Annotated in this window: 21 protein-coding genes; 11 read left to right on the forward strand and 10 right to left on the reverse strand. The window is 72.1% G+C overall.

The window, feature by feature from the left end:
- Positions 1 to 114: 114 nt before the first annotated feature.
- Together ACF07B_RS30525 and ACF07B_RS30530 are read right to left on the reverse strand one after the other, a co-directional pair.
- Positions 115 to 1,038: an LLM class F420-dependent oxidoreductase gene (locus tag ACF07B_RS30525; protein WP_392181331.1), complete on the reverse strand. Its 924-nt coding sequence runs from the start codon at positions 1,036 to 1,038 to the stop codon at positions 115 to 117.
- 130 nt (positions 1,039 to 1,168) lie between these two features.
- Positions 1,169 to 1,885 (reverse strand): SDR family oxidoreductase, encoded by a 717-nt coding sequence (locus ACF07B_RS30530; RefSeq protein ID WP_392181332.1) that lies wholly within the window; start codon positions 1,883 to 1,885, stop codon positions 1,169 to 1,171.
- 172 nt (positions 1,886 to 2,057) lie between these two features.
- Here ACF07B_RS30530 and ACF07B_RS30535 point away from each other — a divergent pair, with 172 nt between their 5' ends.
- The 3 genes from ACF07B_RS30535 (at position 2,058) to ACF07B_RS30545 (ending at position 6,993) form a co-directional block, all read left to right on the forward strand.
- Entirely contained in the window at positions 2,058 to 2,681 is a 624-nt protein-coding gene (locus ACF07B_RS30535; protein ID WP_392181333.1) for a TetR/AcrR family transcriptional regulator, read from the forward strand.
- Positions 2,682 to 2,959: 278 nt separating this feature from the next.
- The gene (locus ACF07B_RS30540; protein WP_392181334.1) at positions 2,960 to 4,453 is read left to right on the forward strand and encodes a 3' terminal RNA ribose 2'-O-methyltransferase Hen1; all 1,494 of its coding nucleotides are present in this window, start codon (positions 2,960 to 2,962) and stop codon (positions 4,451 to 4,453) included.
- Positions 4,450 to 6,993 carry a polynucleotide kinase-phosphatase gene (locus ACF07B_RS30545; protein WP_392181335.1) on the forward strand — a complete coding sequence of 848 codons (2,544 nt, stop codon included), beginning with the start codon at positions 4,450 to 4,452 and terminating at the stop codon, positions 6,991 to 6,993. Before ACF07B_RS30540 ends, ACF07B_RS30545 begins: the two co-directional genes overlap by 4 nt.
- A 429-nt stretch (positions 6,994 to 7,422) precedes the next feature.
- On the opposite strand, the gene ACF07B_RS30550 is transcribed toward ACF07B_RS30545, so the two are convergent.
- Complete coding sequence (locus ACF07B_RS30550; RefSeq protein ID WP_392181336.1) at positions 7,423 to 8,316, reverse strand: hypothetical protein; 894 nt, start codon at positions 8,314 to 8,316, stop codon at positions 7,423 to 7,425.
- Positions 8,313 to 9,392, reverse strand: a complete 1,080-nt coding sequence (locus tag ACF07B_RS30555; protein WP_392181380.1) for an SPFH domain-containing protein — start codon at positions 9,390 to 9,392, stop codon at positions 8,313 to 8,315. The genes ACF07B_RS30550 and ACF07B_RS30555 overlap by 4 nt, the downstream gene beginning before the upstream one ends.
- Positions 9,393 to 9,556: 164 nt before the next feature.
- On the opposite strand from ACF07B_RS30555, the gene ACF07B_RS30560 reads away from it, so the two are divergent.
- Complete coding sequence (locus ACF07B_RS30560) at positions 9,557 to 10,780, forward strand: arginine deiminase (protein ID WP_369479605.1); 1,224 nt, start codon at positions 9,557 to 9,559, stop codon at positions 10,778 to 10,780.
- Between the two features lie 163 nt (positions 10,781 to 10,943).
- Positions 10,944 to 11,951 carry an ornithine carbamoyltransferase gene (argF, locus tag ACF07B_RS30565; protein ID WP_392181337.1) on the forward strand — a complete coding sequence of 336 codons (1,008 nt, stop codon included), beginning with the start codon at positions 10,944 to 10,946 and terminating at the stop codon, positions 11,949 to 11,951.
- Positions 11,952 to 12,045: 94 nt separating this feature from the next.
- On the opposite strand, the gene ACF07B_RS30570 is transcribed toward argF, so the two are convergent.
- A complete protein-coding gene (locus tag ACF07B_RS30570; protein WP_369479607.1) occupies positions 12,046 to 12,486 on the reverse strand; it encodes an ATP-binding protein in 441 nt (146 codons plus the stop codon).
- A gap of 482 nt (positions 12,487 to 12,968) precedes the next feature.
- Here ACF07B_RS30570 and ACF07B_RS30575 point away from each other — a divergent pair, with 482 nt between their 5' ends.
- Together ACF07B_RS30575 and ACF07B_RS30580 are read left to right on the forward strand one after the other, a co-directional pair.
- On the forward strand, positions 12,969 to 13,796 hold the full coding sequence (locus ACF07B_RS30575) for an enoyl-CoA hydratase family protein (RefSeq protein ID WP_392181338.1): 828 nt from the start codon (positions 12,969 to 12,971) through the stop codon (positions 13,794 to 13,796).
- 7 nt (positions 13,797 to 13,803) lie between these two features.
- Entirely contained in the window at positions 13,804 to 16,092 is a 2,289-nt protein-coding gene (locus ACF07B_RS30580) for a bifunctional salicylyl-CoA 5-hydroxylase/oxidoreductase (RefSeq protein ID WP_392181339.1), read from the forward strand.
- Here the strand turns inward: ACF07B_RS30580 and ACF07B_RS30585 are convergent.
- Positions 16,076 to 16,930, reverse strand: a complete 855-nt coding sequence (locus tag ACF07B_RS30585) for a PaaX family transcriptional regulator C-terminal domain-containing protein (RefSeq protein WP_392181340.1) — start codon at positions 16,928 to 16,930, stop codon at positions 16,076 to 16,078. The genes ACF07B_RS30580 and ACF07B_RS30585 overlap by 17 nt on opposite strands.
- A gap of 15 nt (positions 16,931 to 16,945) precedes the next feature.
- A complete protein-coding gene (locus ACF07B_RS30590) occupies positions 16,946 to 18,682 on the reverse strand; it encodes an AMP-binding protein (RefSeq protein WP_392181341.1) in 1,737 nt (578 codons plus the stop codon).
- A 138-nt stretch (positions 18,683 to 18,820) separates the two neighbouring features.
- Here ACF07B_RS30590 and ACF07B_RS30595 point away from each other — a divergent pair, with 138 nt between their 5' ends.
- Positions 18,821 to 19,963: an acyl-CoA dehydrogenase family protein gene (locus tag ACF07B_RS30595; RefSeq protein WP_392181342.1), complete on the forward strand. Its 1,143-nt coding sequence runs from the start codon at positions 18,821 to 18,823 to the stop codon at positions 19,961 to 19,963.
- Positions 19,960 to 20,358: a RidA family protein gene (locus tag ACF07B_RS30600; protein ID WP_384233567.1), complete on the forward strand. Its 399-nt coding sequence runs from the start codon at positions 19,960 to 19,962 to the stop codon at positions 20,356 to 20,358. The genes ACF07B_RS30595 and ACF07B_RS30600 overlap by 4 nt, the downstream gene beginning before the upstream one ends.
- A gap of 25 nt (positions 20,359 to 20,383) precedes the next feature.
- On the opposite strand, the gene ACF07B_RS30605 is transcribed toward ACF07B_RS30600, so the two are convergent.
- A complete protein-coding gene (locus ACF07B_RS30605; RefSeq protein ID WP_392181343.1) occupies positions 20,384 to 20,578 on the reverse strand; it encodes a DUF5999 family protein in 195 nt (64 codons plus the stop codon).
- A 252-nt stretch (positions 20,579 to 20,830) separates the two neighbouring features.
- On the opposite strand from ACF07B_RS30605, the gene ACF07B_RS30610 reads away from it, so the two are divergent.
- Positions 20,831 to 21,256, forward strand: a complete 426-nt coding sequence (locus ACF07B_RS30610) for a DUF6299 family protein (protein ID WP_392181344.1) — start codon at positions 20,831 to 20,833, stop codon at positions 21,254 to 21,256.
- Between the two features lie 193 nt (positions 21,257 to 21,449).
- Positions 21,450 to 22,628 carry a DUF6183 family protein gene (locus ACF07B_RS30615; protein WP_392181345.1) on the forward strand — a complete coding sequence of 393 codons (1,179 nt, stop codon included), beginning with the start codon at positions 21,450 to 21,452 and terminating at the stop codon, positions 22,626 to 22,628.
- Between the two features lie 251 nt (positions 22,629 to 22,879).
- Here ACF07B_RS30615 and ACF07B_RS30620 read toward each other — a convergent pair whose 3' ends face one another.
- The gene (locus ACF07B_RS30620) at positions 22,880 to 24,409 is read right to left on the reverse strand and encodes a helix-turn-helix domain-containing protein (RefSeq protein ID WP_369479618.1); all 1,530 of its coding nucleotides are present in this window, start codon (positions 24,407 to 24,409) and stop codon (positions 22,880 to 22,882) included.
- A gap of 229 nt (positions 24,410 to 24,638) precedes the next feature.
- On the reverse strand, positions 24,639 to 24,833 hold the full coding sequence (locus tag ACF07B_RS30625; protein WP_261704443.1) for a DUF4236 domain-containing protein: 195 nt from the start codon (positions 24,831 to 24,833) through the stop codon (positions 24,639 to 24,641).
- Positions 24,834 to 25,166: the final 333 nt, after the last annotated feature.

Below are 25,166 nucleotides of genomic sequence, written 5' to 3' on the forward strand. Positions count from 1 at the left end.
GAAGGCCCGTGCCGCCCCCGTCGGCGCGCGGTCCGGCGCCGCCCCTTCTCCTTGCCGGACCGGCCCCGGTCATGGCGGGTCACCCGACCGGAACCGCTCGCGCCGGCCGGCCGGTCAGCCGAGCTGGGGTGCCACCTCGGAGGCGATGAGGTCCAGGTGGTCCAGGTCGGTGAGGTCCAGCATCTGGAGGTACATCCGCTGCGAACCGACCGCCTGATACGCGGCGATCCGTTCGACGACCTCCGCCGGGGAACCCGCGAGCCCGTTGGCCTTCAGCTCGTCGACATCGCGGCCGATGGCGTCCGCCCGTCGCCTCACCTCGCTGTCGGTGCGGCCGACACACGCCACCAGGGCGTTGGAGTAGACGAGTTCGCCGGTCTCGCGCCCGGCCTCCCGCAGAGCCGCGCGCACCCGCCCGAACTGCGCCTGCGAGTCGGATACCGAGGCGAAGGGGATGTTGAACTCGTCGGCGAAGCGCGCCGCGAGGGCGGGGGTCCGCCTGGCACCGTGGCCGCCGATCAGGACGGGCACCTTCGACTGCGCGGGCTTGGGCAGCGCGGGCGAGTCCTTGAGCTGGTAATACGTCCCGTCGAAGGTGAACCGCTCGCCGACCGGCGTGTCCCACAGCCCGGTGACGACGGCCAGTTGCTCCTCCAGCCGGCCGAACTTCTCCTTCGGGAACGGAATGCCGTACGCCATGTGCTCGGCCTCGTACCAGCCGGCGCCCAGGCCGAGTTCGACCCGGCCGCCCGACATCTGGTCGACCTGGGCGACCTGGATGGCGAGGACGCCGGGGAGGCGAAAGGTTCCGGCGGTCATCAACGTACCCAGGCGGATACGGCTCGTCTCGCGGGCGATGCCGGCCAGGGTGATCCACGCGTCGGTGGGGCCGGGGAGGCCGTCGACGGATCCCATGTGCACATAGTGATCAGAGCGGAAGAAGGCTCCGTAATGAAGGTCTTCGGCGGCCTTGGCGACGCGGAGCAGCGTCTCGTAGGTCGCGCCTTGCTGCGGTTCTGTGAAGACTCGAAGATCCATGCGTTCATCATGCACCGGTCGCAACTGGCGTCCTGTGCCGAACCGCTGGCGCATCCTCCCTGTCGCCGTGCGTCCTCGCCCGCCGGGTCCGCCGGGGGCGGGGCGGCCCGGAGGCGAGGTCCGCGCCGGGCTACCGCGGCTCCCCGGAGAGCTGGGGGTACAGGGTGCTCAGCTCGCCGGAGAGGCCGGCCTTGACCTGGCGGGTGAGCGCGTCCGCGAGGACCTCGTGGGCGTTCCACTCGATCCCGTCGAGCGCCTGCCCGGCGACACTGCCCGGGGTGACCTTGGGTACGTCGAGGCTCGCGGTCAGATCCGTGTCGACGTAGCCGACGTGCAGCCCGGTGACCTTGATGCCGCGGGGCTGGAGCTCCAGCCGCAGGGCGTTGCTCTGGGACCACAGGGCGGCCTTGGCGGCGCTGTAGCCGTCGGCGCCGGGCACCGTGACCCACGACAGCACCGAGTGGACGGTGAGGATGTGGCCGTCGCCGTTGCGCTCCAGGACCGGGACGAAGGCCCTGGTGGTGAGGAGCGGCCCGAAGAAGTTGATGTCGAACTCGCGCCGTATGTCCTCGACGGAGGAGTCCAGGAAGGACGTGGGGGCCGTCGAGCCCGCGTTGTTGATCAGGAGGGTGACGTCCTGGGCCCGCGCGGCGGCGGCCGCGACCGACGCGGGGTCGGTGACCTCCAGGGCGAGCGGCACCGCGTCGGGGTGCGTGACGGTCCGCGGGTCGCGGGCCGTCGCGTAGACCTTCCTGGCGCCGCGTTCGTAGAGGGCGTCCACGAAGGCCTTGCCGATGCCGCGGCTGCCGCCCGTCACGAGTGCCACGGAGCCGTCGATGCTGGTCATGAGCTTCTCCTCTGGAGGGCTGCTTCCGAAAGCGGGGAAACGGAGCGGCCGAAGGGTGGTGACGGTGTCGTCCACCGTGCCGCGTCTATCGTAAACCGATCGGTTTTCGTCGCCCTCCGCACTGTAAACCGATCGGTTTCCGCGAGGCAAGCGGAGAACGTAAGCTGGGCTCATGACACAGGCGCCCTCGACCGCGACCGCCGGTTCACCGACCCGCGAGCGACTGCTCGACGCCGCGGCCGAGCTCTTCTACCGCGAGGGCGTCGGCGTCGGTGTCGAGGCGCTGTGCCGGGTGGCCGGGGTGTCCAAGCGCTCGATGTACCAGCTCTTCGACAGCAAGGACGACGTCCTGGCGGCGAGCCTGGAGCGCAGCGCGCCCGCGTACCTGGCGTTCCTGCTGCCCCCCGACGACGACCGGCCGCCGCGTGATCGCGTCCTGCACGTCTTCGAACGCCTGGAGGAGATGGCCGCGCGCCCGGACTACCACGGCTGCCCCTTCGTGGCCGTGACCGCCGAGCTGAAGGCACCTGATCACCCCGCGAGCCTGGTGGCCCGCAACAGCAAGGACGCGCTGACCGCGTTCTTCCGGCGGGAGGCGGAGCGCGGCGGAGCCGGGGACCCCGAGCTCCTCGCGCGCCAACTGACCGTCACCTTCGACGGATCGGGCGTCCGGGCCGTCATGCAGGGCCGGGGCCTCGACGGCCTCGCCCTCGCGACCGCCGCCGCCCTGCTCACCGCGGCGGGCGTGAACGGCGGGGACGACGCCCGGCGCCACGGGCCCGAGACCTCCGGCTGACCCCGGTCGCACCCTCCGCGCGCGGCGAAAAACCCCGGGTCCACCTGGGGTGTCCGCTGTACGTTGTGGGGGCGCGCCGAGGACAGGCGTCGCCCCTGCGGACGGCCGCGGCGTGGCGTGGCCACGGGCTACGGGGGCCGCGGCGGAGCCGGGAGCGGCGACGGACGAGGCGTGCTCGCCCACGCCGTGGTTCCCCGGCGTCCGGCCTGTGCGCGCCGCGCACCGGCCGGGCGGTCCGCGGGTCCACGGCTCAGAAGACGTTTCGAGGCAGACACACCGTGTTCCTGACGATCAGTACCACCGGTACCCCAGAGCGGCCCGCGACCGACCTCGGCTTTCTGCTGCACAAGCATCCCGACAACGCGCAGAAGTTCTCGACCTCGTACGGAACCGCGCATGTGCTGTACCCCGAGGCGACGGCCGAGCGGTGCACGGCCGCCCTGCTCCTGGAGGTCGACCCGGTGGCGCTGGTTCGGCGGGGCAAGGGGAAGGGGCGCGGCGGCGCCCCCGACGCGGCGCTCGCGCAGTACGTCAACGACCGTCCGTACGCCGCGTCCTCGCTGCTCGCCGTGGCGCTCAGCGCCGTGTTCTCCACCGCGATGAAGGGCCAGTGCACCGCCCGGCCCGAGCTGCCGGCCGAGACCAGACCGCTGCGCGTCGAGGTGCCCGCGCTGCCCGCACGCGGTGGCGCAGGCCTCGTCCGGGGGCTCTTCGAACCGCTGGGCTGGACGGTGACGGCCGAGCCGGTGCCGCTCGACGAGCGCTTCCCGGAGTGGGGCGACTCCCGCTACGTACGCCTGGAGCTGGCGGCGGAGGGGCTGACGCTCGCCGAGGCCCTGCGGCACCTGTACGTGCTGCTCCCGGTCCTCGATGACGCCAAGCACTACTGGGTGTCGTCCGACGAGGTCGACAAGCTGCTGCGGGCCGGTGAGGGCTGGCTGCCCGGCCACCCCGAGCAGAAGCTGATCACCAGCCGCTATCTCTCCCGGCGCTGGTCGCTGACCCGGGAGGCCATGGAGCGGCTCGAACTCGCCCGGCTCGCCGAGACCGACGACATCGCGGTCGAGGAGATCGACAACGCCGTCGACGAGGAGACCGACACCGAGGAGAAGCCGGTACCGCTCGCCGTGCAGCGCCGGGACGCGATCCTCGCCGCGCTGCACGCGTCAGGCGCGAGCCGCGTCCTCGATCTCGGCTGCGGACAGGGCCAGTTGGTGCACGCCCTGCTCAAGGACGTCCGGTTCACCGAGATCGTCGGGGTCGACGTGTCCATACGCGCGCTCACGATCGCCTCGCGCCGCCTCAAGCTGGACCGCATGGGCGAGCGGCAGGCCGCGCGCGTCCGGCTCCTCCAGGGCTCGCTCGCCTACACCGACCGCCGGCTCAAGGGCTACGACGCCGCTGTGCTCAGCGAGGTGATCGAGCACCTCGACCTGCCCCGGTTGCCCGCCCTGGAATACGCGGTGTTCGGCTCCGCCCGCCCGCGGACCGTCCTCGTGACGACCCCGAACGTCGAGTACAACGTCCGCTGGGAGACCCTGCCCGCCGGCCACTCCCGGCACGGCGACCACCGATTCGAGTGGACCCGCGAGGAGTTCCGCTCCTGGGCCCGCCAGGTCGCCGGGCGGCACGGCTACGACGTGGAGTTCACCCCTGTCGGCCTCGACGACCCCGAGGTCGGCCCGCCCACCCAGATGGCCGTCTTCACCCTGGCCACGAGCACGACCGGCACGACCGGCACCCCGAACGCGAAGGAGGAGAAGGCCGCATGAGCGAGCACACCGACCAGGGGCGTGTCCTGCCCGTCACCGACCTCTCCCTCGTGGTGCTCGTCGGCGCCTCGGGTTCCGGCAAATCCACCTTCGCCCGGCGGCACTTCAAGCCGACGGAGGTCATCTCCAGTGACTTCTGCCGGGGCCTGGTCGCCGACGACGAGAACGACCAGAGCGCCAGCGGCGACGCCTTCGACGTCCTGCACTACATCGCCGGCAAGCGGCTCGCGTCCGGCCGCCGGACCGTCGTCGACGCCACCAGCGTCCAGCAGGACAGCCGCCGCCAGCTCATCGAACTCGCCAAGAAGTACGACGTACTGCCCATCGCCATCGTGCTCGACGTGCCCGAGGAGGTCTGCGCCGAACGCAACGCGGCGCGCACCGACCGAGCCGAGATGCCGCGCCGCGTCATCCAGCGCCACATCCGCGAACTGCGGCGCTCGCTGCGCTCCCTGGAGCGCGAGGGGTTCCGCAAGGTGCACGTCCTGCGCGGGGTGGCGGACATCGAGAACGCGTCGGTGGTCACCGAGAAGCGCTTCAACGACCTGACCCACCTCACCGGCCCCTTCGACATCGTGGGCGACATCCACGGCTGCGCCTCGGAACTGGAGAGCCTGCTCGGCAAGCTCGGCTACGTCGACGGCGTGCACCCCGAGGGCCGTACGGCCGTCTTCGTGGGCGACCTCGTCGACCGCGGCCCGGACTCGCCCGGCGTGCTGCGCCGCGTGATGTCCATGGTCGGTTCCGGCAACGCCCTGTGCGTGCCCGGCAACCACGAGAACAAGCTCGGCCGCTATCTCAAGGGCCGCCAGGTCCAGCACACGCACGGACTCGCCGAGACCATCGAGCAGCTGGACGCGGAGAGCGAGGAATTCCGCGCCACGGTACGCGAGTTCGTCGACGGGCTGGTCAGTCACTACGTCCTCGACGGCGGACGCCTCGTCGTCTGCCACGCCGGTCTGCCCGAGAAGTACCACGGCCGCACCTCGGGCCGGGTGCGCTCGCACGCGCTGTACGGCGACACGACGGGGGAGACCGACGCGTTCGGGCTGCCCGTGCGCTATCCGTGGGCGGAGGACTACCGGGGCCGCGCGGCGGTGGTGTACGGACACACCCCGGTCCCCACGGCCACCTGGCTCAACAACACCATCTGCCTGGACACCGGTGCCGTGTTCGGCGGCAAGCTCAGCGCGCTGCGCTGGCCGGAGCGCGAGCTCGTCGACGTACCCGCCGAGCGGGTCTGGTACGAGCCGGCCAAGCCGCTGGCCACCGAGGCGCCGGGCGGTCACGAGGGCCGTCCGCTGGACCTCGCGGACGTGCACGGCCGCAGGGCCGTCGAGACCCGGCACGCCGGACGGGTGGCCGTCCGCGAGGAGAACGCGGCGGCCGCGCTGGAGGTCATGAGCCGTTTCGCGGTGGACCCCCGGCTGCTCCCGTACCTCCCGCCGACCATGGCGCCGACCGCGACCTCCCACCTGGAGGGCTACCTGGAGCACCCTGCCGAGGCCTTCGCCCAGTTCCGGGAGGACGGGGTCGAGCGGGTCGTGTGCGAGGAGAAGCACATGGGGTCGCGGGCGGTGGCCCTGGTCTGCCGGGACGCGGCCGTGGCCCGCGAGCGGTTCGGCGTCGACGGCCCCACCGGGTCGCTGTACACCCGTACCGGGCGGCCCTTCTTCGACGACGCCTCCGTCACCGAGGAGATCCTCGGCCGGGTGCGCGCCGCCGCGACCGAGGCCGGGCTGTGGGAGGAACTGGGCACCGACTGGGTGCTCCTGGACGCCGAGCTGATGCCGTGGTCGCTGAAGGCGTCCGGGCTGCTGCGCAGTCAGTACGCGGCTGTCGGCGCCGCGTCCGGAGCGGTGTTCCCGGGAGCGCTGAGCGCGCTCGAAGGGGCGGCGGCGCGAGGCGTCGACGTCACGGACCTGCTGGCACGCCAGCGTGAACGGGCCGCGGACGCACAGGCGTTCACGGACGCGTACCGCCGCTACTGCTGGACCACGGACGGCCTCGAAGGTGTCCGCCTCGCACCCTTCCAGATCCTGGCCGTCCAGGGCCGGAGCCTCGCTGGGCTGCCGCACGACGAGCAACTCGCCCTGATCGACCGGCTCGTGGAGAACGACGGGAGCGGGCTGCTGCACACCACCCGGCGGCTCTTCGTCGACACCGGTGACCCGGAGTCGGTGCGGGCCGGGGTCGACTGGTGGCTGGAGATGACCGGCCGCGGCGGCGAGGGCATGGTCGTGAAGCCGGTCGGAGCCGTTGTGCGCACCGGGCAGGGGCGCCTGGTGCAGCCGGGCATCAAGTGCCGGGGCCGCGAGTACCTGCGGATCATCTACGGTCCGGAGTACACCCGCCCGGAGAACCTCGCCCGGCTGCGCGGCCGCTTCCTCAACCACAAGCGGTCCCTGGCCATCCGCGAGTACGCGCTCGGCCTCGAAGCGCTGGACCGCCTGGCCGAGGGCGAGCCCCTGTGGCGCGTGCACGAGGCGGTCTTCGGAGTCCTGTCCCTGGAATCCGAACCGGTGGACCCCCGCCTGTAGCGGACCCACCCTCCTGACCCCGACCCGGTGTCAGGGGCGGGCCCCTGTGTCCCGGTCGGGGGAGCCCCGTCAGGGGCGCGGGGAACTGCGCGCCCAGCCCCCACCGGGCCCGCAGCCGAACCGAGCACCACCGGGACCGGTAACCGCCGGCCCGGTGGAGGCGCCTCGGGGGGCGCGGGGAACTGCGCGCCCGACCCCCACCGGTCAGGCGGTCGAACCGTGCCTCCATCGGGCGGGGCGCTGTGTCCCGGTCGGGGGAGCCCCGTCAGGGGCGCGAGGAACTGCGCGCCCAGCCCCCACCGGGCCCGCAGCCGATCCGAGCACCCACCGGGGCGGACGCAATGAACCCCGCTCGGGGGGAGCCCGGTCCAGGGCGACGGGGCCCGGCGGGGTTCGGCGCAGCCGGGCGGCGAGGGAGCGAAGCGAACCTCAGCCGACGAGGCGCAGCCGAACCCCGGCCACCCCCACGTGCACCGTCTGCCCCCAGACAAGCTCCACCGCGTCCCCCTCCATCCCGTCCCCGAACACGATGAGCCGGTCCGACTCCACCGTGAGGGACAGCCGCCCGGCCCCGGTGAGCTCGCCGCCCACGAGCGAGGTCCCCGTGGCCGGCGACGGCCAGGCCTCGCGGACGAACCAGAGCAGGCGCTCGTCCGTAGGCCCCGGCAGCGGAACCCGCTCCCCCCGCTCCTGCCACACCGAGCGGAGCCACCCGGTGGCCCCGGTCCCGGTCCCCACCAGCACCCCGGAGGACGCCTGGGGCTCGACGGCACCCCCGTACTCGTCGAGCCCCAGCCGATAGCGGACGGTCTGATGGCCCGCGGCTCCCAGATAGATCTCGTTGAGCGCGACCAGCCGCTGCGTGTCGTCCGCGACCGCCTCGACCATGGTCAGCTCGTCGGCGCTGCCCCCCTGCGCCGAGGCGAGCAGCGCACCCGTGTCCCCGGGCCGGTGCCGCACCAGCACGCCCGGATTGCGTCCGGGGTCGGCGTCGATGCCCACCACCGGCTGCCCCTCCAGGTACTTGGCGACGTTCGCGACCAGCCCGTCCTGGCCGACCACGACCACCACGTCCTCCGGCGCGAACAGGAAACGGTCCAGGTCGGCCCGCTCCACGCGCGCCTGACGCCAGGTCAGCGGAATGGCCGCCACGACCGCGGACAACGCCTCGCGGGTCCGCCGGTGCCGCTCGGCGACCTCCGCGATGTCCCGGCCGCGCGAGGACAGGAAGAACGCCGCCTGCCCGTGCGTGCCGTGCCGGGTCGTCAACTCCTCGTACTCGGTGGTCCGGTGGACGAGGACGACCCGGGGCGCGAGACTCACGCCCGGTCCCCGGCGTCCCCGTTGCCCAGCTTGGCGAGCAGCCCGGTGAGGACGTCGGGCGAGACGGTGAGGTTCTCGATCCGCGGCAGGTTCTCCGCGAGCCGGGTCCCGGTCAGCGCGTGCAGCGTGGCGACGTCCACGTCGCCGTGGACCCGCAGCCAGGCAGCCTGCGCCTCGGCCCGCGCCGCGCCGACCTCGCGCTCCGCCTGCGCCTCGGCCCCCGCGAGCCGCACCTTGCGTGTGGCCTCCGCCTCGGCGAGCCGCAGCGACCGGGTGGCCTCCGCCTCGGCCAGCCGGACCGTGCGGGCCGCCTCCGCCCCGGCGCGCACCGCGTCCGCCGCCGCGTGCTCCTCCGCCTCACGGCGGGCGTTCGTGCCCTGCTGGTCGACCAACTGCTCCTCGCGTCGCGCGAGTTCGATCCGGCTGGCGAGTTCGTTCTCGGCGATGGCCCGCTCCCGCTCGACCGCGACAGCCCGGCGCTCGTACGTGGCCTTGTCCGCGTCCTGCTGGATCTGCTCGCGGGCGGGGGTGCGCAGCGCCCGTTCCACCTCGGGCTCCGGGCGCAGCGCGACGACCCGCACCGCGACCACCTCGATGCCGGTGGCGGGCAGCCGGGGCTCGGCGGCGAGGCCGTCCGAGATCCGCTCCCGCACCGCCGCGACGCCGTCGACCAGGGCGGACGCCAGTGACGTACGGGCGAGCACGTCGAGCGCGTGCTGCTGGGCCGTCTCGGTCAGCAGCGAGCCGAGCTGCTCCAGCGGGGTGCCGCGCCAGGCGCCGGAGTCGGGGTCTATGGAGAAGTCGATGCGAGCGGCCGCGACCGCGGGGTCGCTGATCCGGTAGGTGACGGTCGCCTGCACCGCGACGTCCTGGAAGTCGGACGTACGGGCATGGAAGGTCATGGCCAACTCGCGGTCGTCGACGGGGACTTCGGAGAGCGCCGCGGTCAGTGAGCGGTACCAGAAGCTGAGTCCGGGGCCGTCGTGGACCAGCTGTCCCGACCGGTGGTGCCGGACATGGGCGGTGGGCGCCCCGCGCAGATGGCGCCAGCCGAGGCGTCGCTTGATGTCGGCCATGTGTACCCCCTCGCCGCCGGGCGGTCCCGGCGGCTCCACGTTCTTCGTTGTCGTCATGCAGACGATAACGAAGGAGCGGGCTTATCGTCAAGGGGACGAAATGAATGCGGTGCGGCTCGGGCGATCCACGGGTGAACAGGCGTCCGGATGGTCAGGATGGAGGCATGGGATTCCATGTCGACTCCGAGGCCGGGCGGCTGCGCCGCGTCATCCTGCACCGGCCCGATCTCGAGCTCAAAAGGCTCACCCCCAGCAACAAGGACGCGCTCCTCTTCGACGACGTGCTGTGGGTGCGCCGGGCGCGCGCGGAACACGACGGGTTCGCCGACGTGCTGCGCGACCGTGGGGTCACCGTCCACCTCTTCGGCGACCTGCTCACCGAGACCGTGGCCATCGGGGAGGCCAGGTCGCTCGTCCTGGACCGGGTCTTCGACGAGAAGGAGTACGGTCCGCTCGCCACCGATCATCTCCGCGCCGCCTTCGAGGCCATGCCCGCACCGGAACTGGCGTCCGTGCTCGTCGGCGGCATGACCAAGCGCGAGTTCCTGGACGCGCACGCGGAACCCACCTCCGTGCGTTTCCACGTCATGGACCTGGACGACTTCCTCCTGCGGCCGCTGCCCAACCACCTCTTCACCCGTGACACCTCCGCCTGGATCTACGACGGGGTCTCCATCAACGCCATGCGCTGGCCGGCCCGGCAGCGCGAGACCGTGCACTTCGAGGCGATCTACCGGCATCACCCGCTGTTCCGCGGCGAGGACTTCAACCTCTGGTCGGAGGGGCAGGCGGACTACCCGTCCACCATCGAGGGCGGCGACGTCCTCGTCATCGGCAGCGGTGCGGTGCTCATCGGCATGAGCGAGCGGACGACGCCTCAAGCCGTCGAGATGCTCGCCCACAAGCTGTTCGCGGCCGGCTCGGCCCGCACCATCGTGGCGCTCGACATGCCCAAGCGGCGCGCGCTCATGCACCTCGACACGGTGATGACGATGGTGGACGGCGACATCTTCACGCAGTACGCCGGGCTCGGCATGCTCCGCTCCTACACCATCGAGCCGGGCGTGGGGGACAAGGAGCTGAAGGTCACCGACCACCCCCCGGAGCACATGCACCGCGCCATCGCGGCGGCGCTCGGCCTCAACGAGATCCGGGTCCTGACCGCCACGCAGGACGTGCACGCGGCCGAGCGGGAGCAGTGGGACGACGGCTGCAACGTCCTCGCCGTCGAGCCGGGCGTCGTGATCGCCTACGAGCGCAACGCCACCACCAACACCCATCTGCGCAAGCAGGGCATCGAGGTGATCGAGATCCCGGGCAGTGAGCTGGGCAGAGGGAGGGGTGGCCCCCGCTGCATGAGCTGCCCCGTCGTCCGGGACCCCGTGTAGGGACCGCACCGGCCCGGCGCGGGCGCCTGCACGGCCCGCGCCCGGCCGGCGGGCGGGGCCGCCGCACGGAGTCGAACGACAGGCCGCATAGAAATGCCGAGTGTCGTATAGAATTCCAGGCGTCCGGTCCCGTCCTCGTCCCCGTCATCCCTGGAGCGCCCCCATGGCGACAGTCCCGACCGCCCTCGCCGGCCGTCACTTCCTCAAGGAGCTGGACTTCACGGAGGAGGAGTTCCTCGGCCTGGTCGAGCTGGCCGCCGGGCTCAAGGCGGCGAAGAGGGCCGGGGCGGAGACCCGGCATCTCCAGGGCAGGAACATCGCGCTGATCTTCGAGAAGACCTCGACGCGTACCCGCTGCGCGTTCGAGGTCGCGGCCGCGGACCAGGGCGCCTCGACGACGTATCTGGACCCGGTCGGCTCGCAGATCGGTCACAAGGAGTCCGTGAAGGACACCGCCCGTGTGCTCGGCCGCATGTTCGACGCGATCGAGTACCGCGGCGACAGCCAGTCCGCGGTGGAGGAGCTGGCCGCCCATGCGGGAGTGCCGGTCTACAACGGCCTCACCGACGCGTGGCACCCCACCCAGATGCTGGCCGACGTCCTCACGATGACCGAGCACTGCGCCAAGCCGGTCGACGGGATCACCTTCGCCTACCTGGGTGACGCCCGTTTCAACATGGGCAACTCGTACGTGATCACCGGCGCGCTGCTCGGCATGGACGTGCGGATAGTGGCCCCCGAGGCCTACTGGCCGGACGGCGAGATCGTCGCGCAGGCCCGCGAACTCGCCGCGAAGAGCGGCGGCAGCGTCACCCTCACCGAGCAGGTGGGCGAGGGCGTGCGGGGCGCCGACTTCGTGGCCACCGACGTCTGGGTGTCCATGGGGGAGCCCAAGGAGGTGTGGGCCGAACGCATCGCTGCCCTGGTCCCGTACGCCGTGACCATGGACGTACTGCGCGCCACCGGGAACCCGGACGTCAAGTTCCTGCACTGCCTGCCGGCCTTCCATGACCTCGGCACCCGGGTCGGCCGTGAGCTGTACGAGGTCTACGGGCTCGACTCGCTGGAGGTCACCGACGAGGTCTTCGAGTCGGCGCACTCCGTCGTCTTCGACCAGGCCGAGAACCGGCTGCACACCATCAAGGCGATCATGGTCGCCACACTGGCCTGATCTCCCCCCCAGCCCGTAGCCCGTAGGCCCGCGGGTCTGTATGCCCGTACATCGTGACGTCCGTGCGGGCGACGCGTGTGTCCCGTGCGGGCCGCTACAGCACCGGCTGCCGCTGGGCGGGAATCACGGGGAGTCTGAACCAGACCGCCTTGCCCGAGTCGGTCGGGCGGTGCCCGCAGGCCGAGCTGAGGGCGCGGAGCAGCAGCAGACCGCGTCCGTGCTCCTGCCAGGGGTCCGGCTCGCCGGGCGGGTGCGGCAGCGTCAGATCGAGCGGCGGCACCGGGTCCGGGTCGTGCACCTCGACCCGGCAGCCGGTCGGCATCAGCTCGACGACCAGCTCTATCGGGCCGTCGCCCGCGGTGTGCTCGACCGCGTTGGCGACCAGCTCGGCGGTGAGCAGCTCGGCGGTGTCGCTGTCGGCCGCGTGTTCCCGTTCCGCGAGTGCCGTGCGGACCAGGGCGCGGGCGACCGGCACGGCCGCGACGGTGTGCGGCAGCGCGATGCGCCAGGAGGCGGGTGCTGGGGTGTCATGCAAGGCGGGTCCGTTCGTGGAGCAGGCTGTCCTGCTTACAACCTAAGGAATGGTACGGCGCCATCGGGTGAACGCGCTCGGCGGACTATCTGGGGACATCGGCCGATGTGTTCCTGGAGGGGCGAGGCCCCCTTTCGGGACGTTCGGTCCGATACCGACTGTGTACCCGGACGAACGGTCCCCCTCCCGCGTCAGCTCCCGCCGTTACACGGCTATCGACGATCCGTGACGCGGTGACGGACCACGGTCCCCTCGCGGCCCTCCGTTCACGATCTGTGACCGCCGTGTCGCGGTGCGCGGCGCCCGCTTCATGACTCGTAGTCAATCTGTTACGTCGTGTCACGCACCCGGGCGGTGATCCACCTATCGCCTCGCGCCGGGGTGCCGCGATCCTTTATCGCGCGCTCATGACGACAGTCACGAATAAGTGATAACTTGGTGGGACAGCCGTCTCGCGTCGCCCCCGCCCTAGGAGGCCGCCCGCCATGAGTCCCTTCACCGGCTCCGCCGGCCGCACCGCCGACTGGCGGCATCTGAGGTACGAGCTCACCGACGGCGTCGCCACGGTCACCCTGGCCCGCCCCGAGAAACTCAACGCGCTCACCTTCGGTGCCTACGCCGACCTGCGCGACCTGCTCGCCGAGCTGTCCCGCGAGCGGTCCGTGCGCGCCCTCGTGCTCGCGGGCGAGGGCCGCGGATTCTGCTCCGGCGGCGACGTCGACGAGATCATCGGCGCGACCCTCTCCATGGACACCGCCCAGCTCCTCGACTTCAACCGGATGACCGGGCAGGTCGTCAGGGCCGTGCGGGAATGCCCGTTCCCGGTGATCGCCGCGGTGCACGGCGTGGCGGCGGGCGCCGGAGCCGTGCTCGCGCTGGCCGCTGACTTCCGGGTGGCCGACCCGAGTGCCCGCTTCGCCTTCCTCTTCACCCGGGTCGGACTGTCCGGCGGCGACATGGGCGCGGCCTATCTGCTGCCCCGTGTGGTCGGGCTCGGACACGCGACCCGGCTGCTGATGCTCGGCGAACCGGTGCGGGCGCCCGAGGCCGAACGCATCGGGCTGATCAGCGAACTCACCGACGAGGGGCACGCCGACGAGGGCGCCCAGGCGCTGGCCCGCCGTCTCGCCGACGGCCCGGCCCTGGCGTACGCGCAGACCAAGGCGCTGCTCACCGCCGAGCTGGACATGCCGCTCGCGGCCGCCGTCGAACTGGACGCCGCGACCCAGGCCCTGCTGATGAACGGCGAGGACTACACCGAGTTCCACGCCGCCTTCACCGAGAAGCGGGCCCCGATGTGGCAGGGGAGGTGAGCCGGTGATGCGCGCGACGGCCGGTGCGACACGGGTCGCGGTGATCGGCGGTGGCCCCGGCGGACTCTACGCCGCGGCCCTCCTCAAACGCCTCGACCCGGCCCGCGAGATCACCGTCTGGGAACGCAACGCCCCCGACGACACCTTCGGCTTCGGTGTCGTCCTGTCCGACGAGACCCTCGGCGGCATCGAGCACGCCGACCCCGTCGTGTACGCGGCGCTCCAGGCCGAGTTCGTCCGCTGGGACGACATCGACATCGTGCACCGCGGAGTACGGCACACCTCCGGCGGCCACGGCTTCGCGGCGCTCGGACGGCGCCGGCTCCTGGAGATCCTGCACGAACGCTGCCGCTCGCTCGGCGTCGACCTGCGCTTCTCGGCCGAGGCCCCGCCCGTGGACGAACTCATGGCGACGCACGACCTCGTCGTCGCCGCGGACGGTGTGCACAGCCAAACGCGCGCGGCCCACGCGGAGTGGTTCCGCCCGTCCGTCGAGGAGCACCGCTGCCGTTACGTCTGGCTCGCCGCCGACTTCGCCTTCGACGCCTTCCGCTTCGAGATCGCCGAGACCGAGCACGGCGTGATGCAGCTCCACGGCTATCCGTACTCGGCCGACGCCTCCACCGTCATCGTCGAGATGCGCGAAGAGGTGTGGCAAGCCTCGGGGTTCGCGGACCTCGACGAGCAGGAGTCCATCGAACGGTGCGGCAAGATCTTTGCGGACGCGCTCGGCGGACGCCCGCTGCGCGCCAACAAATCGGCGTGGACGACCTTCCGCACGATCGTCAACGACCGCTGGTCGCACGGCAATCTGGTCCTGCTCGGCGACGCGGCGCACACCGCGCACTTCTCCATCGGCTCCGGCACGAAGCTCGCCGTCGAGGACGCGCTCGCGCTGACCGCCTGTCTGGAGGAACAGCCCTCGCTGGAAGCGGCGTTGGCGGCCTACGAGGAGGAGCGGCGACCGGTCGTGGCCTCCACCCAGCGGGCCGCCCGCGCCAGCCTCGACTGGTTCGAGAACCTCGGCCGCTATCTGGGCCAGCCCACCCGGCAGTTCGCGTTCAACCTCCTCACCCGCAGCCGCCGCGTCACGCACGACAACCTGCGGCTGCGCGATCCGCGCTTCGTGGCCGCGGTCGAGCGGGAGTTCCGCTGTCCGCCCGGCACCCCGCCCATGTTCACCCCGTTCCGGCTGCGCGGCCTGACCCTGCGGAACCGGGTCGTCGTCTCACCGATGGACATGTACTCGGCCGTGGACGGCGTCCCCGGCGACTTCCATCTCGTCCACCTCGGCGCGCGGGCGCTGGGCGGCGCGGGACTGGTCATGACCGAGATGGTGTGTGTCAGCGCGGAGGGCCGCATCACACCCGGCTGCGCGGGCCTCTACACCGCCCGGCAGGCCGACTCCTGGCGGCGGATCGTGGAATTCACGCACCGTCAGGCACCGGGCACCGCGATCGGCCTCCAGCTCGGCCACGCCGGCCGCAAGGGCTCCACACGGCTGATGTGGGAGGGCATCGACCAACCGCTTCCGGACGGCAACTGGCCGCTCGTGGCCGCCTCCCCGCTCCCGTACAAGCCCGGCGGCCAGACACCCCGCGAGCTGTCCCGCGCCCAGCTCACCGATCTGCGCGAGCAGTTCACCGCGGCTGCCGGCCGCGCGGCCCGCTGCGGTTTCGACCTCCTCGAACTGCACTGCGCCCACGGCTACCTGCTCTCCGGCTTCCTCTCCCCGCTGACCAACCTGCGGACCGACGCCTACGGCGGATCGCTGGAGAAGCGACTGCGCTTCCCGCTCGAAGTGTTCGACGCGGTCCGGGCGGTGTGGCCCGCGGAACGGCCGATGACCGTGCGCATCTCCGCCACGGACTGGGCCGAGGGCGGCACCACCGGGGACGACGCGGTGGCGATCGCACGGGCCTTCGCCGCGCACGGCGCCGACGCGGTGGACGTGTCGACCGGCCAGGTGGTCGCGGACGAGCGCCCCGAGTACGGGCGCTCCTACCAGACGCCGTACGCGGACCGGATCCGCCACGAGACCGGGATCCCGGTCGTCGCGGTCGGCGCGATCTCGTCCTGGGACGACGTCAACTCCCTGATCCTGGCCGGGCGGACCGACCTGTGCGCGCTCGCCAGACCGCACCTGTACGACCCGAACTGGACGCTGCACGCGGCTGCCGAGCAAGGCTACGAAGGGCCGGGCGCCGGCTGGCCGATGCCTTACCGCGCGGGCAGCCGCCGCCCCCAGACCGGCCGCACCGACGCCCCCAAACCCCGGCTCACCCTGGGTACGTGAGAGTGTCGGGGTGCCCCGGCCACGGCGGCACCCCGGCGAACTCCGCGCCCGCGTCCCGCAGTCGCTCGTGGAGGTCCCGGAAGACGGTGGCCGAGCGGGCGCCGGGCCAGTCCTCGGGGAGCAGGGCCGTGGGCAACCCCGGGTCGGTGTAGGGGAGATGACGCCAGGAGTCGAGAGCGAGCAGGTAGTCGCGGTACGCCTCCTCGGGCGGGGTGTCCGTCCGCTCCTCCCAGGTGTGCAGCACCCGCGCGTGCCGGCCGAGGAACGCCTCGTGCTCCTTGGCGATCGCGGTCAGGTCCCACCAGCGCGCCACCGCGTCGGCCGTCGCGGCGAACCCCAGATGCTCGCCCCGGAACAGCTCCACGTACCCGTCGAGCCGCAGCCGTTCGAGGGTGTGCCGGGTCTCCTCGTACAGCCGCGCCGGGCCGATCCACACCCCGGGGGCGGCGGTGCCGAAGCCGAGCCCGGCCAGTCGTGAGCGCAGGACGTGCCGTTTCTGCCGCTCCGACTCGGGCACGGAGAACACGGCGAGCACCCAGCCGCCGTCCTCGGGAGGTGTCGTCGCGTACACCCTGCGGTCACCGTCGTCGAGCAATTGCCGTGCGTCCGGCGACAACGCGTACCCGGCCGCGCCCACCGCGGTGCGCGCCGGCTCCAGCAGTCCGCGGCGCTTGAGCCGGGACACCGACGAACGCACCGAGGGCGCGTCCACGCCGACCGCGGCGAGGAGCCGGATCAACTCGGCCACCGGCACCGGGCCGGGTGTGAAACGGCCGTAGGCGCCGTAGAAGGTGACGATGAGGGACCGGGGGGCGTGGTGCTCTGACACGTTGATCACTCTAGTGCGCGAAGATCACTTGGGATCGCCGCCCGCGGACAAGTCGCCCCCGGCGGCGGAGGCCGGCTCCCCGGCCGCGGAGACCGAAGGGACGCCGGTCCCGCCGTCGGAACGGGCCTCCTCCCGCAGCCTGAACCGCTGGAGCTTGCCCGTGGCGGTCCGTGGCAGCGCGTCCAGGAAGACGATCTCGCGGGGGCATTTGTACGGAGCCAGCTCGGACTTGAGGAAGGTGCGCAGGGTTTCGGCGTCCCGGCGGGCACCCTCCTTGAGCACGGTGTAGGCCACCACGATCTGCCCGCGCGCCTCGTCGGACCGCCCGACGACGGCCGTCTCCAGGACGTCCGGGTGCCGTAGCAGCGCGTCCTCGACCTCGGGGCCCGCGATGTTGTACCCCGCCGAGATGATCATGTCGTCGGCGCGGGCCACATAGCGGAAGTAGCCGTCGGGGTCGCGTACATAGGTGTCACCGGTGATGTTCCAGCCGCCGCGCACGTACTCCCGCTGCCGGGGGTCGGCGAGATACCGGCAGCCGACCGGGCCGCGCACGGCGAGCAGGCCGGGCTCGCCGTCCGGCACCGGCGTCCCGTCGGCGTCGACCACGCGCGCGTGCCAGCCCGGAACGGGCAGGCCCGTCGCTCCGGGGCGGATGTGCCCGTCGGCGGCGGAGATGAAGATGTGCAGCAGTTCGGTGGCGCCGATGCCGTTGATGATGCCGAGCCCGGTGCGCTCCCGCCAGTCCCGCCAGGTCGCGGCGGGAAGGTTCTCGCCGGCGGACACACAGCGCCGCAGCGACCCGATGTCGTGCCCGTCCGCCTCCGCCAGTTCCGCCAGCATCGCCCGGTAGGCGGTCGGAGCCGTGAACAGCACGGAGACCCGGTGCTCGGCGATCGCGGGCAACAGCTGTCGCGGGCCCGCCTGTTCGAGCAGCAGGGAGCAGGCGCCGGCGCGCAGCGGGAAGACCACGAGACCGCCGAGCCCGAACGTGAAACCCAGGGGAGGACTGCCCGCGAAGACATCGTCCTCGCTCGGCCGCAGCACATGCTTCGAGAACGTGTCCGCGATCGCCAGCACATCGCGGTGGAAGTGCATACAGCCCTTGGGCCGGCCGGTGGTGCCCGAGGTGAACGCGATCAGCGCCACGTCGTCGGCGGCCGTGTCCACCGCGTCGAAGGGCTCGGCAGGGGCGCCGGTGATCCGCAGCAGCAGATCGCCGGGCGCGTCACCGCCGTACGTGGTGACCCGCAGTCCGGGGACCTCCGCCTTGACCAGGTCGTCGACCGAGCGGACGTCGCACAGGGCGTGGGTCACCCGGGCGATCGAGCACATCGTGCTCAGTTCGTGCGGGCGCTGCTGCGCGAGCACCGTGACCGCGACCGCGCCCGCCTTCAGCACCGCCAGCCAGCACGCCGCCAGCCACGGGGTGGTCGGGCCGCGCAGGAGCACCCGGTTGCCCGGCACGACACCCAGCTCGCCGGTCAGCACATGGGCGATCCGGTCGACACGGGCGCGGAGCTGTCCGTAGGTCCAGGGCGCCCCGGACGGCGTACGGAACACCGGGCGTTCGGGGTCGGTGTCCGCGAGGAGCTCGGCGGCGCAGTTGAGCCGGTCGGGGTAGCGCAGCTCGGGCAGGTCGAAGCGGAGTTCGGGCCACTGCCCGGGTGGCGGGAGGTGGTCGCGCGCGAAGGTGTCGACGTGGGCCGAACGTGCCGGCCCCGGAGTGTCTGCGGGATCCAGGGGATCCACAAGGTCCATGGCGTCTCGCCCCCTTGCCTTGACGGGCTGCCTCGGTGGGCGTCGTGGTGGGCTCGCACAAGGAGCGTATCGTGTTGGTGACGACAGTCAACGGTTCGCGATAACGTGGTGACGTCCGATGGGGAGAGGGGACGGGCAATGACCGCATTCTCGCTCGATCCGGGGCAGACCGCCTGGTGTGCCGAGCTGCGCGCGCTGGCCGCGGAGCAGCTGCGCCCGCTGGCCGACAAGGGAGAGCCGGGCCACGTCAACCGGCCGCTCGTCGCCGAACTGGGACGGCTCGGCCTGATCACCCGCCTGTTCACCTCCGGCGCCCTCGACCTCTGCCTCATGCGCGAGTCCCTGGCCCAGGTCTGCACCGAGGCCGAGACGGCACTGGCCCTCCAGGGGCTCGGTGCCCATCCCGTCCACGCGTACGGCACCGCGGCCCAGCGCGCGCACTGGCTGCCCCGGGTCACGGACGGCTCCGCCGTGGCGGCCTTCGCCCTGAGCGAGCCCGGCGCGGGTTCCGACGCGGCCGCGCTGGCCCTGCGGGCGGACGAGGACGGCACCGGCTGGCGGCTCACCGGCGAGAAATGCTGGATCTCCAACGCCCCCGAGGCCGACCTCTACACCGTCTTCGCGCGGACCACGCCCGACGCCGGAGCCCGCGGTGTCACCGCCTTCCTCGTCCCCGCCGACCGCGCAGGCCTCACCGGCACCCCGCTCGACATGCTCTCCCCGCACCCCATCGGCGCCCTCGCCTTCGACGCCGTACCCGTCACGGCCGACGACGTCCTCGGTGAACCGGGCCAGGGGTTCCGGGTCGCCATGAACACCCTCAACCTCTTCCGGCCGAGCGTGGGCGCCTTCGCCGTCGGCATGGCGCAGGCCGCGCTGGACGCGGCCCTCGCGCACACGGCGCGGCGCGAGGCGTTCGGCGGCCCGCTGAAGGACCTCCAGACCGTGGCCCACCAGGTCGCCGAGATGGCGCTCCGCACCGAGGCCGCCCGCCTGATGGTGTACGCGGCCGCTGCGGCGTACGACGAGGGGGCCGCGGACGTGCCCCGGCGGGCGGCGATGGCGAAACTGCTCGCGACCGAGACGGCCCAGTACGTCGTCGACGCGGCCGTCCAGCTGCACGGCGCCCGAGCCCTGCGCCGAGGGCATCTCCTCGAACACCTCTACCGCGAGGTGCGCGCGCCGCGCATCTACGAGGGCGCCAGCGAGGTCCAACGGACCATCATCGCGAAGGAGTTGTACCGAACGGCCGAGACTCCGGAACGAGAGGCGTCCAGGTGACCGCCGAGCGCGTGAATCCGCCCGGACTCTCCCCGGCGGCCGGGTTCTCCCACGCCGTGGTCGCCACCGGCTCCCGGGTCGTCTTCCTGGCCGGACAGACCGCGCTGGACGTGGACGGAAAGGTGGTGGGGGAGACCCTGCCCCGGCAGTTCGAGACGGCGCTGGCCAATCTGCTGACCGCGCTGCGCGCGGCGGGCGGCACTCCCGCGGACCTCGCCCGGGTCACGGTCTACGCGACAGACGTCGCCGACTATCGTGCCCACGCCGCCGAACTGGGCCGTATCTGGCGCCGGTTGGCGGGTCGCGACTACCCCGCGATGGCCGTCATCGGCGCCGTGCGCCTGTGGGACGAACAGGCGCTGGTCGAACTCGACGGGTTCGCCGTACTGGCGTAGGACCGCGGGGCGGGGCGAGCGGAGATCAGGCCGCGACGGCCAGTTGGCCGGCGAACACCCGGTGCGGCGCGATCACGCTGCCGTCGGGGAGCAGTTCGCCGCTGTCGTCGAAGACGATCGCGCCGTTGCACAGGAGGTTCCAGCCCTGCTCGGGATGGGCGGAGACGATGTGCGGGGCGGCGGCGTCCACGGACGGGCACGAAGACCGGTGTGAGCACATGGTGCACCTCCACGTGGGATGCGAAGAGTGTCGGCGGCGCTGTCGTCGCCCTCGCATGTACCGACCATGCGCGCGCGGCGAACCGAGCGGAACACCCGGCCGTGAAGCGTGACAACACGCGGACAACTCTCGGACGTCCCCAAGACGGACGGGGCCAACTCGCCACCAAAGGGGTGATGATCACCGGCCTCGGCGCCTCGGACCGGTACCTGTTGAGCGCCCTGTCCAGGTCCCCGCTCCAGGAGGTATCCCATGATGTTCCGCCAGGCCGTCGGCGTGGCCGCCGGTGCCACGCTGCTCCTGCTCCTCGCACCGTCCGCCGTCGCCCTGTCCGCCCCCTCCGACGAGGTGACCGTCGACCCGACCGGCACGGTCGCGGCCGACGGCACCGTCACCCTCTCCGGCACCTACCGCTGCACGGGCGCCTCCGGTCCCGTCCTGGTGTCCTCCTCGGTCGCCCAGGACGATCCCCAGGTCAACCAGGGCATCGGCGGGACCGTGGCGCTGTGCGACGGGGCCGAGCACCGGTGGACCAACTCGGAGAAGCGCGCACCCGACACGCTCAAGCCGGGTGCGGCCCACGTCCAGGCCACGATCCTGGAACTGAGCGCCGGCGGCCTCCCCCTCCCCTCGTTCCACGCGATCCGCGACCAGGACATCAAGCTCGTACAGGGCTGAGCGGGTACGCGGGGCCGCCGCCCGTACAGCCGGTGGCCCCGCGGCGGCTCATACGGGATAAGCCGTGTGGATGTTGCCGTCGCGGATGACGACCTCGACCCCGCTCGTCGACCGGTGTCCCCCGTCGCATGGCCTCACTCAACGCACTTACGCCTCAGCAAAGTTGCTTGGGGCCCGTTCATAGACTTCGGACGTGAACGGAAACCAGGCGAAGCCCGGTGACGACGCTTCCCGTCGCCCCCTCGGGGACCTGTCCGGCATGGCAGAGCTCAGGCTTCGGGCCGGGTCGCGTCCCGAGGAGCTGTACGAGGCGGCGGAGCGGCTGTGCCGTGAGGCGTCCGATGACGGCGCCGTGGCATCCGCCACGGCCGTGCGGACCACCGGACGCGTCGCCGACGTTCTCGCCGAGACGCGGTCCCGGGACTGCGCGAGGTTCGCCGTGGACATGGTTGGCCGGCTGCTGCCGACCGGTCCCGTGGGGCGGCAGGAAGGAGACCGGCTACGGCGGTCGGTGGCCGCGAAGCTGGCCAAGGAGCAGCAACTGCGCGATCTGGTTCCCCTCTTCGAGGAGCTGCCGGACGACGCCGAGGACCCTTCGGCGGACGTGCGCGCCTGCCTCCTCGGCGAGCTGGCCCTCATCGGCGCGGGACGCGGCCGGCCCGCCCTCGACGCGTACGCGGAGCGATTGCGAGAGCTGGGGCACCCGCTGGCCGCGCTGCCCGGGACGCGGTTCGACATCGAACACCGTTTCACCGTGCGCGTCCGGGGCCTCGGCTCCGTCAAGACCCCTGACCAGCTCCGGTCACGATTCCCGGAGATTCTCCCGACCGACAGCGGTGGGGCGGCGGGACATACGGCCGGGCAGACGCCCGACGGCACGCGCGCGCGGGCCGCGGCGGAGCCGTTCACCGCCGGCGGATGGGCCCGTGAACCGGAGGTGCGCTTCTTCACGCTGCCGCGCCCGTTGGACCCGGACGACTTCAACATCAACTTCGTCAAGGCACTGCCGCTGGACTGTCTGGTGGGCGAGGGCATGCGCCGGGGCGGAGCCGTGGCCTGCCGGACGACACCCGACGACGTGCTCAACACCCTGTTCGCGGCGGCGTACGACGGTGGGGTGAACGGCAGGCCGCAAGGCGGCGCGTACGCCCGCCTGTACGCCTGGAACAGTCTGTACGCGCTGCTGGGTCTGCCCGCAGACGTCCCGTTCCCGGAAGCGGTGGGGCAAGCCCTCGATCACCGGTGGCTGCGCTTCATGGCGTTCACGGACTGGTTCCACCACGACACGGCGGACGAGGCTTTCGCGGTACTGGATCCCACCCGTACACGGGTGACGGTGCTGGCGGCGACGGACACCGACGCCGACGGCTAGCGGTCGACGGCGGCACCGCGAGGCCCGGCCCTCGCCCTTTCACATTTTCGGACGCATGCGCGAAGTGGGTCGCGAGCGACAGGTGGCCTGAGTCCGGGGAAGCCCCGCGAACGCCGTCGCGCCCTGCCGGACCGTGTGCGAGCGGGTCCGGCAGGGCGCGGGGTCGTCAGGGCGAGGGCTCGGCCAAGCGCAAAGCCTGGCGGGGCCGAGGGGCCGGTCAGGCGTGCGGTTGCGTCCCGGCCGGCCGCGGCTCAGATGTCCCGGAAGATCTCGATCTGGGCGCCGATCGAGTTCAGGCGCTCGGCGAGGTCCTCGTAACCGCGGTTGATGACGTAGACGTTCCGCAGCACCGAGGTGCCGTCGGCCGCCATCATCGCGAGCAGGACGACCACGGCGGGCCGCAGCGCGGGCGGGCACATCATCTCGGCGGCGCGCCAGCGGGTCGGGCCCTCGACGAGCACCCGGTGCGGGTCGAGCAACTGGAGCCGGCCGCCCAGGCGGTTGAGGTCCGTGAGGTAGATCGCCCGGTTGTCGTAGACCCAGTCGTGGATCAGCGTCTGGCCCTGCGCGGTGGCCGCGATGGCCGCGAAGAACGGGACGTTGTCGATGTTCAGGCCGGGGAACGGCATCGGGTGGATCTTGTCGATGGGCGCCTCCAGCTTGGAGGGCCGCACGGTCAGGTCGATCAGCCGCGTACGGCCGTTGTCCGCGAAGTACTCGGGCGTGCGGTCGTGGTCGAGGCCCATCTCCTCCAGGACCGCGAGCTCGATCTCCAGGAACTCGATCGGCACCCGGCACACCGTCAGCTCCGACTCGGTGACCACGGCGGCGGCGAGCAGGCTCATCGCCTCGACCGGGTCCTCGGAGGGGGAGTAGTCGACGTCGACGTCGATGTTCGGCACGCCGTGCACGGTGAGCGTCGTGGTGCCGATGCCCTCGACCCGTACGCCCAGCGCCTCCAGGAAGAAGCACAGGTCCTGGACCATGTAGTTGGAGGAGGCGTTGCGGATGACCGTGACGCCGTCGTGGCGGGCGGCGGCGAGCAGCGCGTTCTCGGTGACCGTGTCCCCGCGCTCGGTCAGCACGATCGGCCGACCGGGCGTCACGGACCGGTCGACGCGGGCGTGGTAGAGCCCCTCGGTCGCGGCGATGTCCAGACCGAACCGGCGCAGCGCGATCATGTGCGGCTCGATGGTGCGGGTGCCGAGGTCGCAACCGCCGGCGTACGGCAGCTTGAAGGCCTCCAGGCGGTGCAGCAGCGGGCCGAGGAACATGATGATGGACCGCGTGCGAATGGCGGCCTCGGCGTCGATCGACTCCATGTCGAGCCGGCTCGGCGGCACGATCTCCAGGTCGACCCCGCCGTTGATCCACCGGGTGCGGACGCCGATCGAGTTGAGGACCTCCAGCAGGCGGTAGACCTCTTCGATCCGGGCCACCCGGCGCAGCACGGTGCGCCCCTTGTTCAGGAGCGTCGCGCACAGCAGCGCGACACAGGCGTTCTTGCTGGTCTTGACGTCGATCGAGCCGGACAGACGACGGCCGCCGACCACCCGCAGATGCATCGGACCCGCATATCCGAGCGAGACGATCTCACTGTCCAGAGCCTCGCCGATCCGGGCGATCATCTCAAGGCTGATGTTCTGGTTGCCGCGCTCGATGCGGTTGACGGCGCTCTGACTCGTGCCGAGTGCCTCGGCGAGCTGCGACTGTGTCCAGCCCCGGTGTTGCCGGGCGTCACGGATGAGCTTGCCGATACGTACGAGGTAGTCGTCTGCCATGGCGCGACCGTATATCGGATGTGAGATAAAGAAAAATGGAGCGCCGCCTTCCGAGTGGCATGGGTCACCAGGCGGTGTTCGAGGGGCAGTTCGGGTGCCCCGCACCGGCGCGGCGACGGCGCCCGCGGGGTGCCGGTCGGCTCCGCGGGCCCCTGTCGCCGTCGGTGGATGCCGTGAAGAAGCGCGTCCGTGATGGTTCGTCGGGTCTGGGCGTTTTATCGGCCTTGAGTCACTTCGTCTTACGGGTGGTCTTGCGCCACCCGAACGGCCCCGGCAGGTCCATCGACGTCGTGCGGCGTCCGGTGCTGCTGTGGGTGCGCTTCGGTCCGTTCTTTCCGCCCGAGGTGATGGACCACGACTTGCGGTTGATGTTGAGCCGCAGCCCGGGAAGGATGCGGAAGCTCTTGCGGAAGGTGAGCGGCATGGTGCCCCCCTGTGTCGTTCACGCCGGGACGTTCCCGGCGCACACCGGGTACCCCGAAACGGCCGCGATGTGCCTGCCCTCGCTTCGGCGGGTCGGCTTTCCTCCCGCGAGTTGAGCGGGCGTCATGCCGCAGGGGTGAGTGGCGGGGGCCGGGGGAGGTGCGGACGGCGGGCGTACGGGGTCGCGGCGTTCAGGGGCTGCGGCCGGGGCGGTGGTGCCGCGGGCCAGGGGCGTCACGCCCGGCGCGATGCCGGGTGATGCCGGATGATGCGGGCATTCCTCCTGTGCCGGACAAGCGGAACGGCCCGGACATGCGGGCGTGCGGACATGACC

It is taken from the genome of Streptomyces sp. NPDC015532, from assembly GCF_043078065.1.
Taxonomy (GTDB): domain Bacteria; phylum Actinomycetota; class Actinomycetes; order Streptomycetales; family Streptomycetaceae; genus Streptomyces.

Excerpts from the sequence above, each read along its gene's own strand:
- ACF07B_RS30605 (WP_392181343.1), bottom strand. The coding sequence starts at position 20,578 with ATGTGCTCACACCGGTCTTCGTGCCCGTCCGTGGACGCCGCCGCCCCG.
- argF (WP_392181337.1), top strand. The coding sequence starts at position 10,944 with ATGGCGACAGTCCCGACCGCCCTCGCCGGCCGTCACTTCCTCAAGGAG.
- ACF07B_RS30590 (WP_392181341.1), bottom strand. The coding sequence starts at position 18,682 with ATGGACCTTGTGGATCCCCTGGATCCCGCAGACACTCCGGGGCCGGCA.
- ACF07B_RS30535 (WP_392181333.1), top strand. The coding sequence starts at position 2,058 with ATGACACAGGCGCCCTCGACCGCGACCGCCGGTTCACCGACCCGCGAG.
- ACF07B_RS30555 (WP_392181380.1), bottom strand. The coding sequence starts at position 9,392 with ATGGCCGACATCAAGCGACGCCTCGGCTGGCGCCATCTGCGCGGGGCG.
- ACF07B_RS30625 (WP_261704443.1), bottom strand. The coding sequence starts at position 24,833 with ATGCCGCTCACCTTCCGCAAGAGCTTCCGCATCCTTCCCGGGCTGCGG.
- ACF07B_RS30580 (WP_392181339.1), top strand. The coding sequence starts at position 13,804 with ATGCGCGCGACGGCCGGTGCGACACGGGTCGCGGTGATCGGCGGTGGC.
- ACF07B_RS30545 (WP_392181335.1), top strand. The coding sequence starts at position 4,450 with ATGAGCGAGCACACCGACCAGGGGCGTGTCCTGCCCGTCACCGACCTC.
- ACF07B_RS30595 (WP_392181342.1), top strand. The coding sequence starts at position 18,821 with ATGACCGCATTCTCGCTCGATCCGGGGCAGACCGCCTGGTGTGCCGAG.
- ACF07B_RS30610 (WP_392181344.1), top strand. The coding sequence starts at position 20,831 with ATGATGTTCCGCCAGGCCGTCGGCGTGGCCGCCGGTGCCACGCTGCTC.
- ACF07B_RS30560 (WP_369479605.1), top strand. The coding sequence starts at position 9,557 with ATGGGATTCCATGTCGACTCCGAGGCCGGGCGGCTGCGCCGCGTCATC.
- ACF07B_RS30530 (WP_392181332.1), bottom strand. The coding sequence starts at position 1,885 with ATGACCAGCATCGACGGCTCCGTGGCACTCGTGACGGGCGGCAGCCGC.
- ACF07B_RS30525 (WP_392181331.1), bottom strand. The coding sequence starts at position 1,038 with ATGGATCTTCGAGTCTTCACAGAACCGCAGCAAGGCGCGACCTACGAG.
- ACF07B_RS30620 (WP_369479618.1), bottom strand. The coding sequence starts at position 24,409 with ATGGCAGACGACTACCTCGTACGTATCGGCAAGCTCATCCGTGACGCC.
- ACF07B_RS30575 (WP_392181338.1), top strand. The coding sequence starts at position 12,969 with ATGAGTCCCTTCACCGGCTCCGCCGGCCGCACCGCCGACTGGCGGCAT.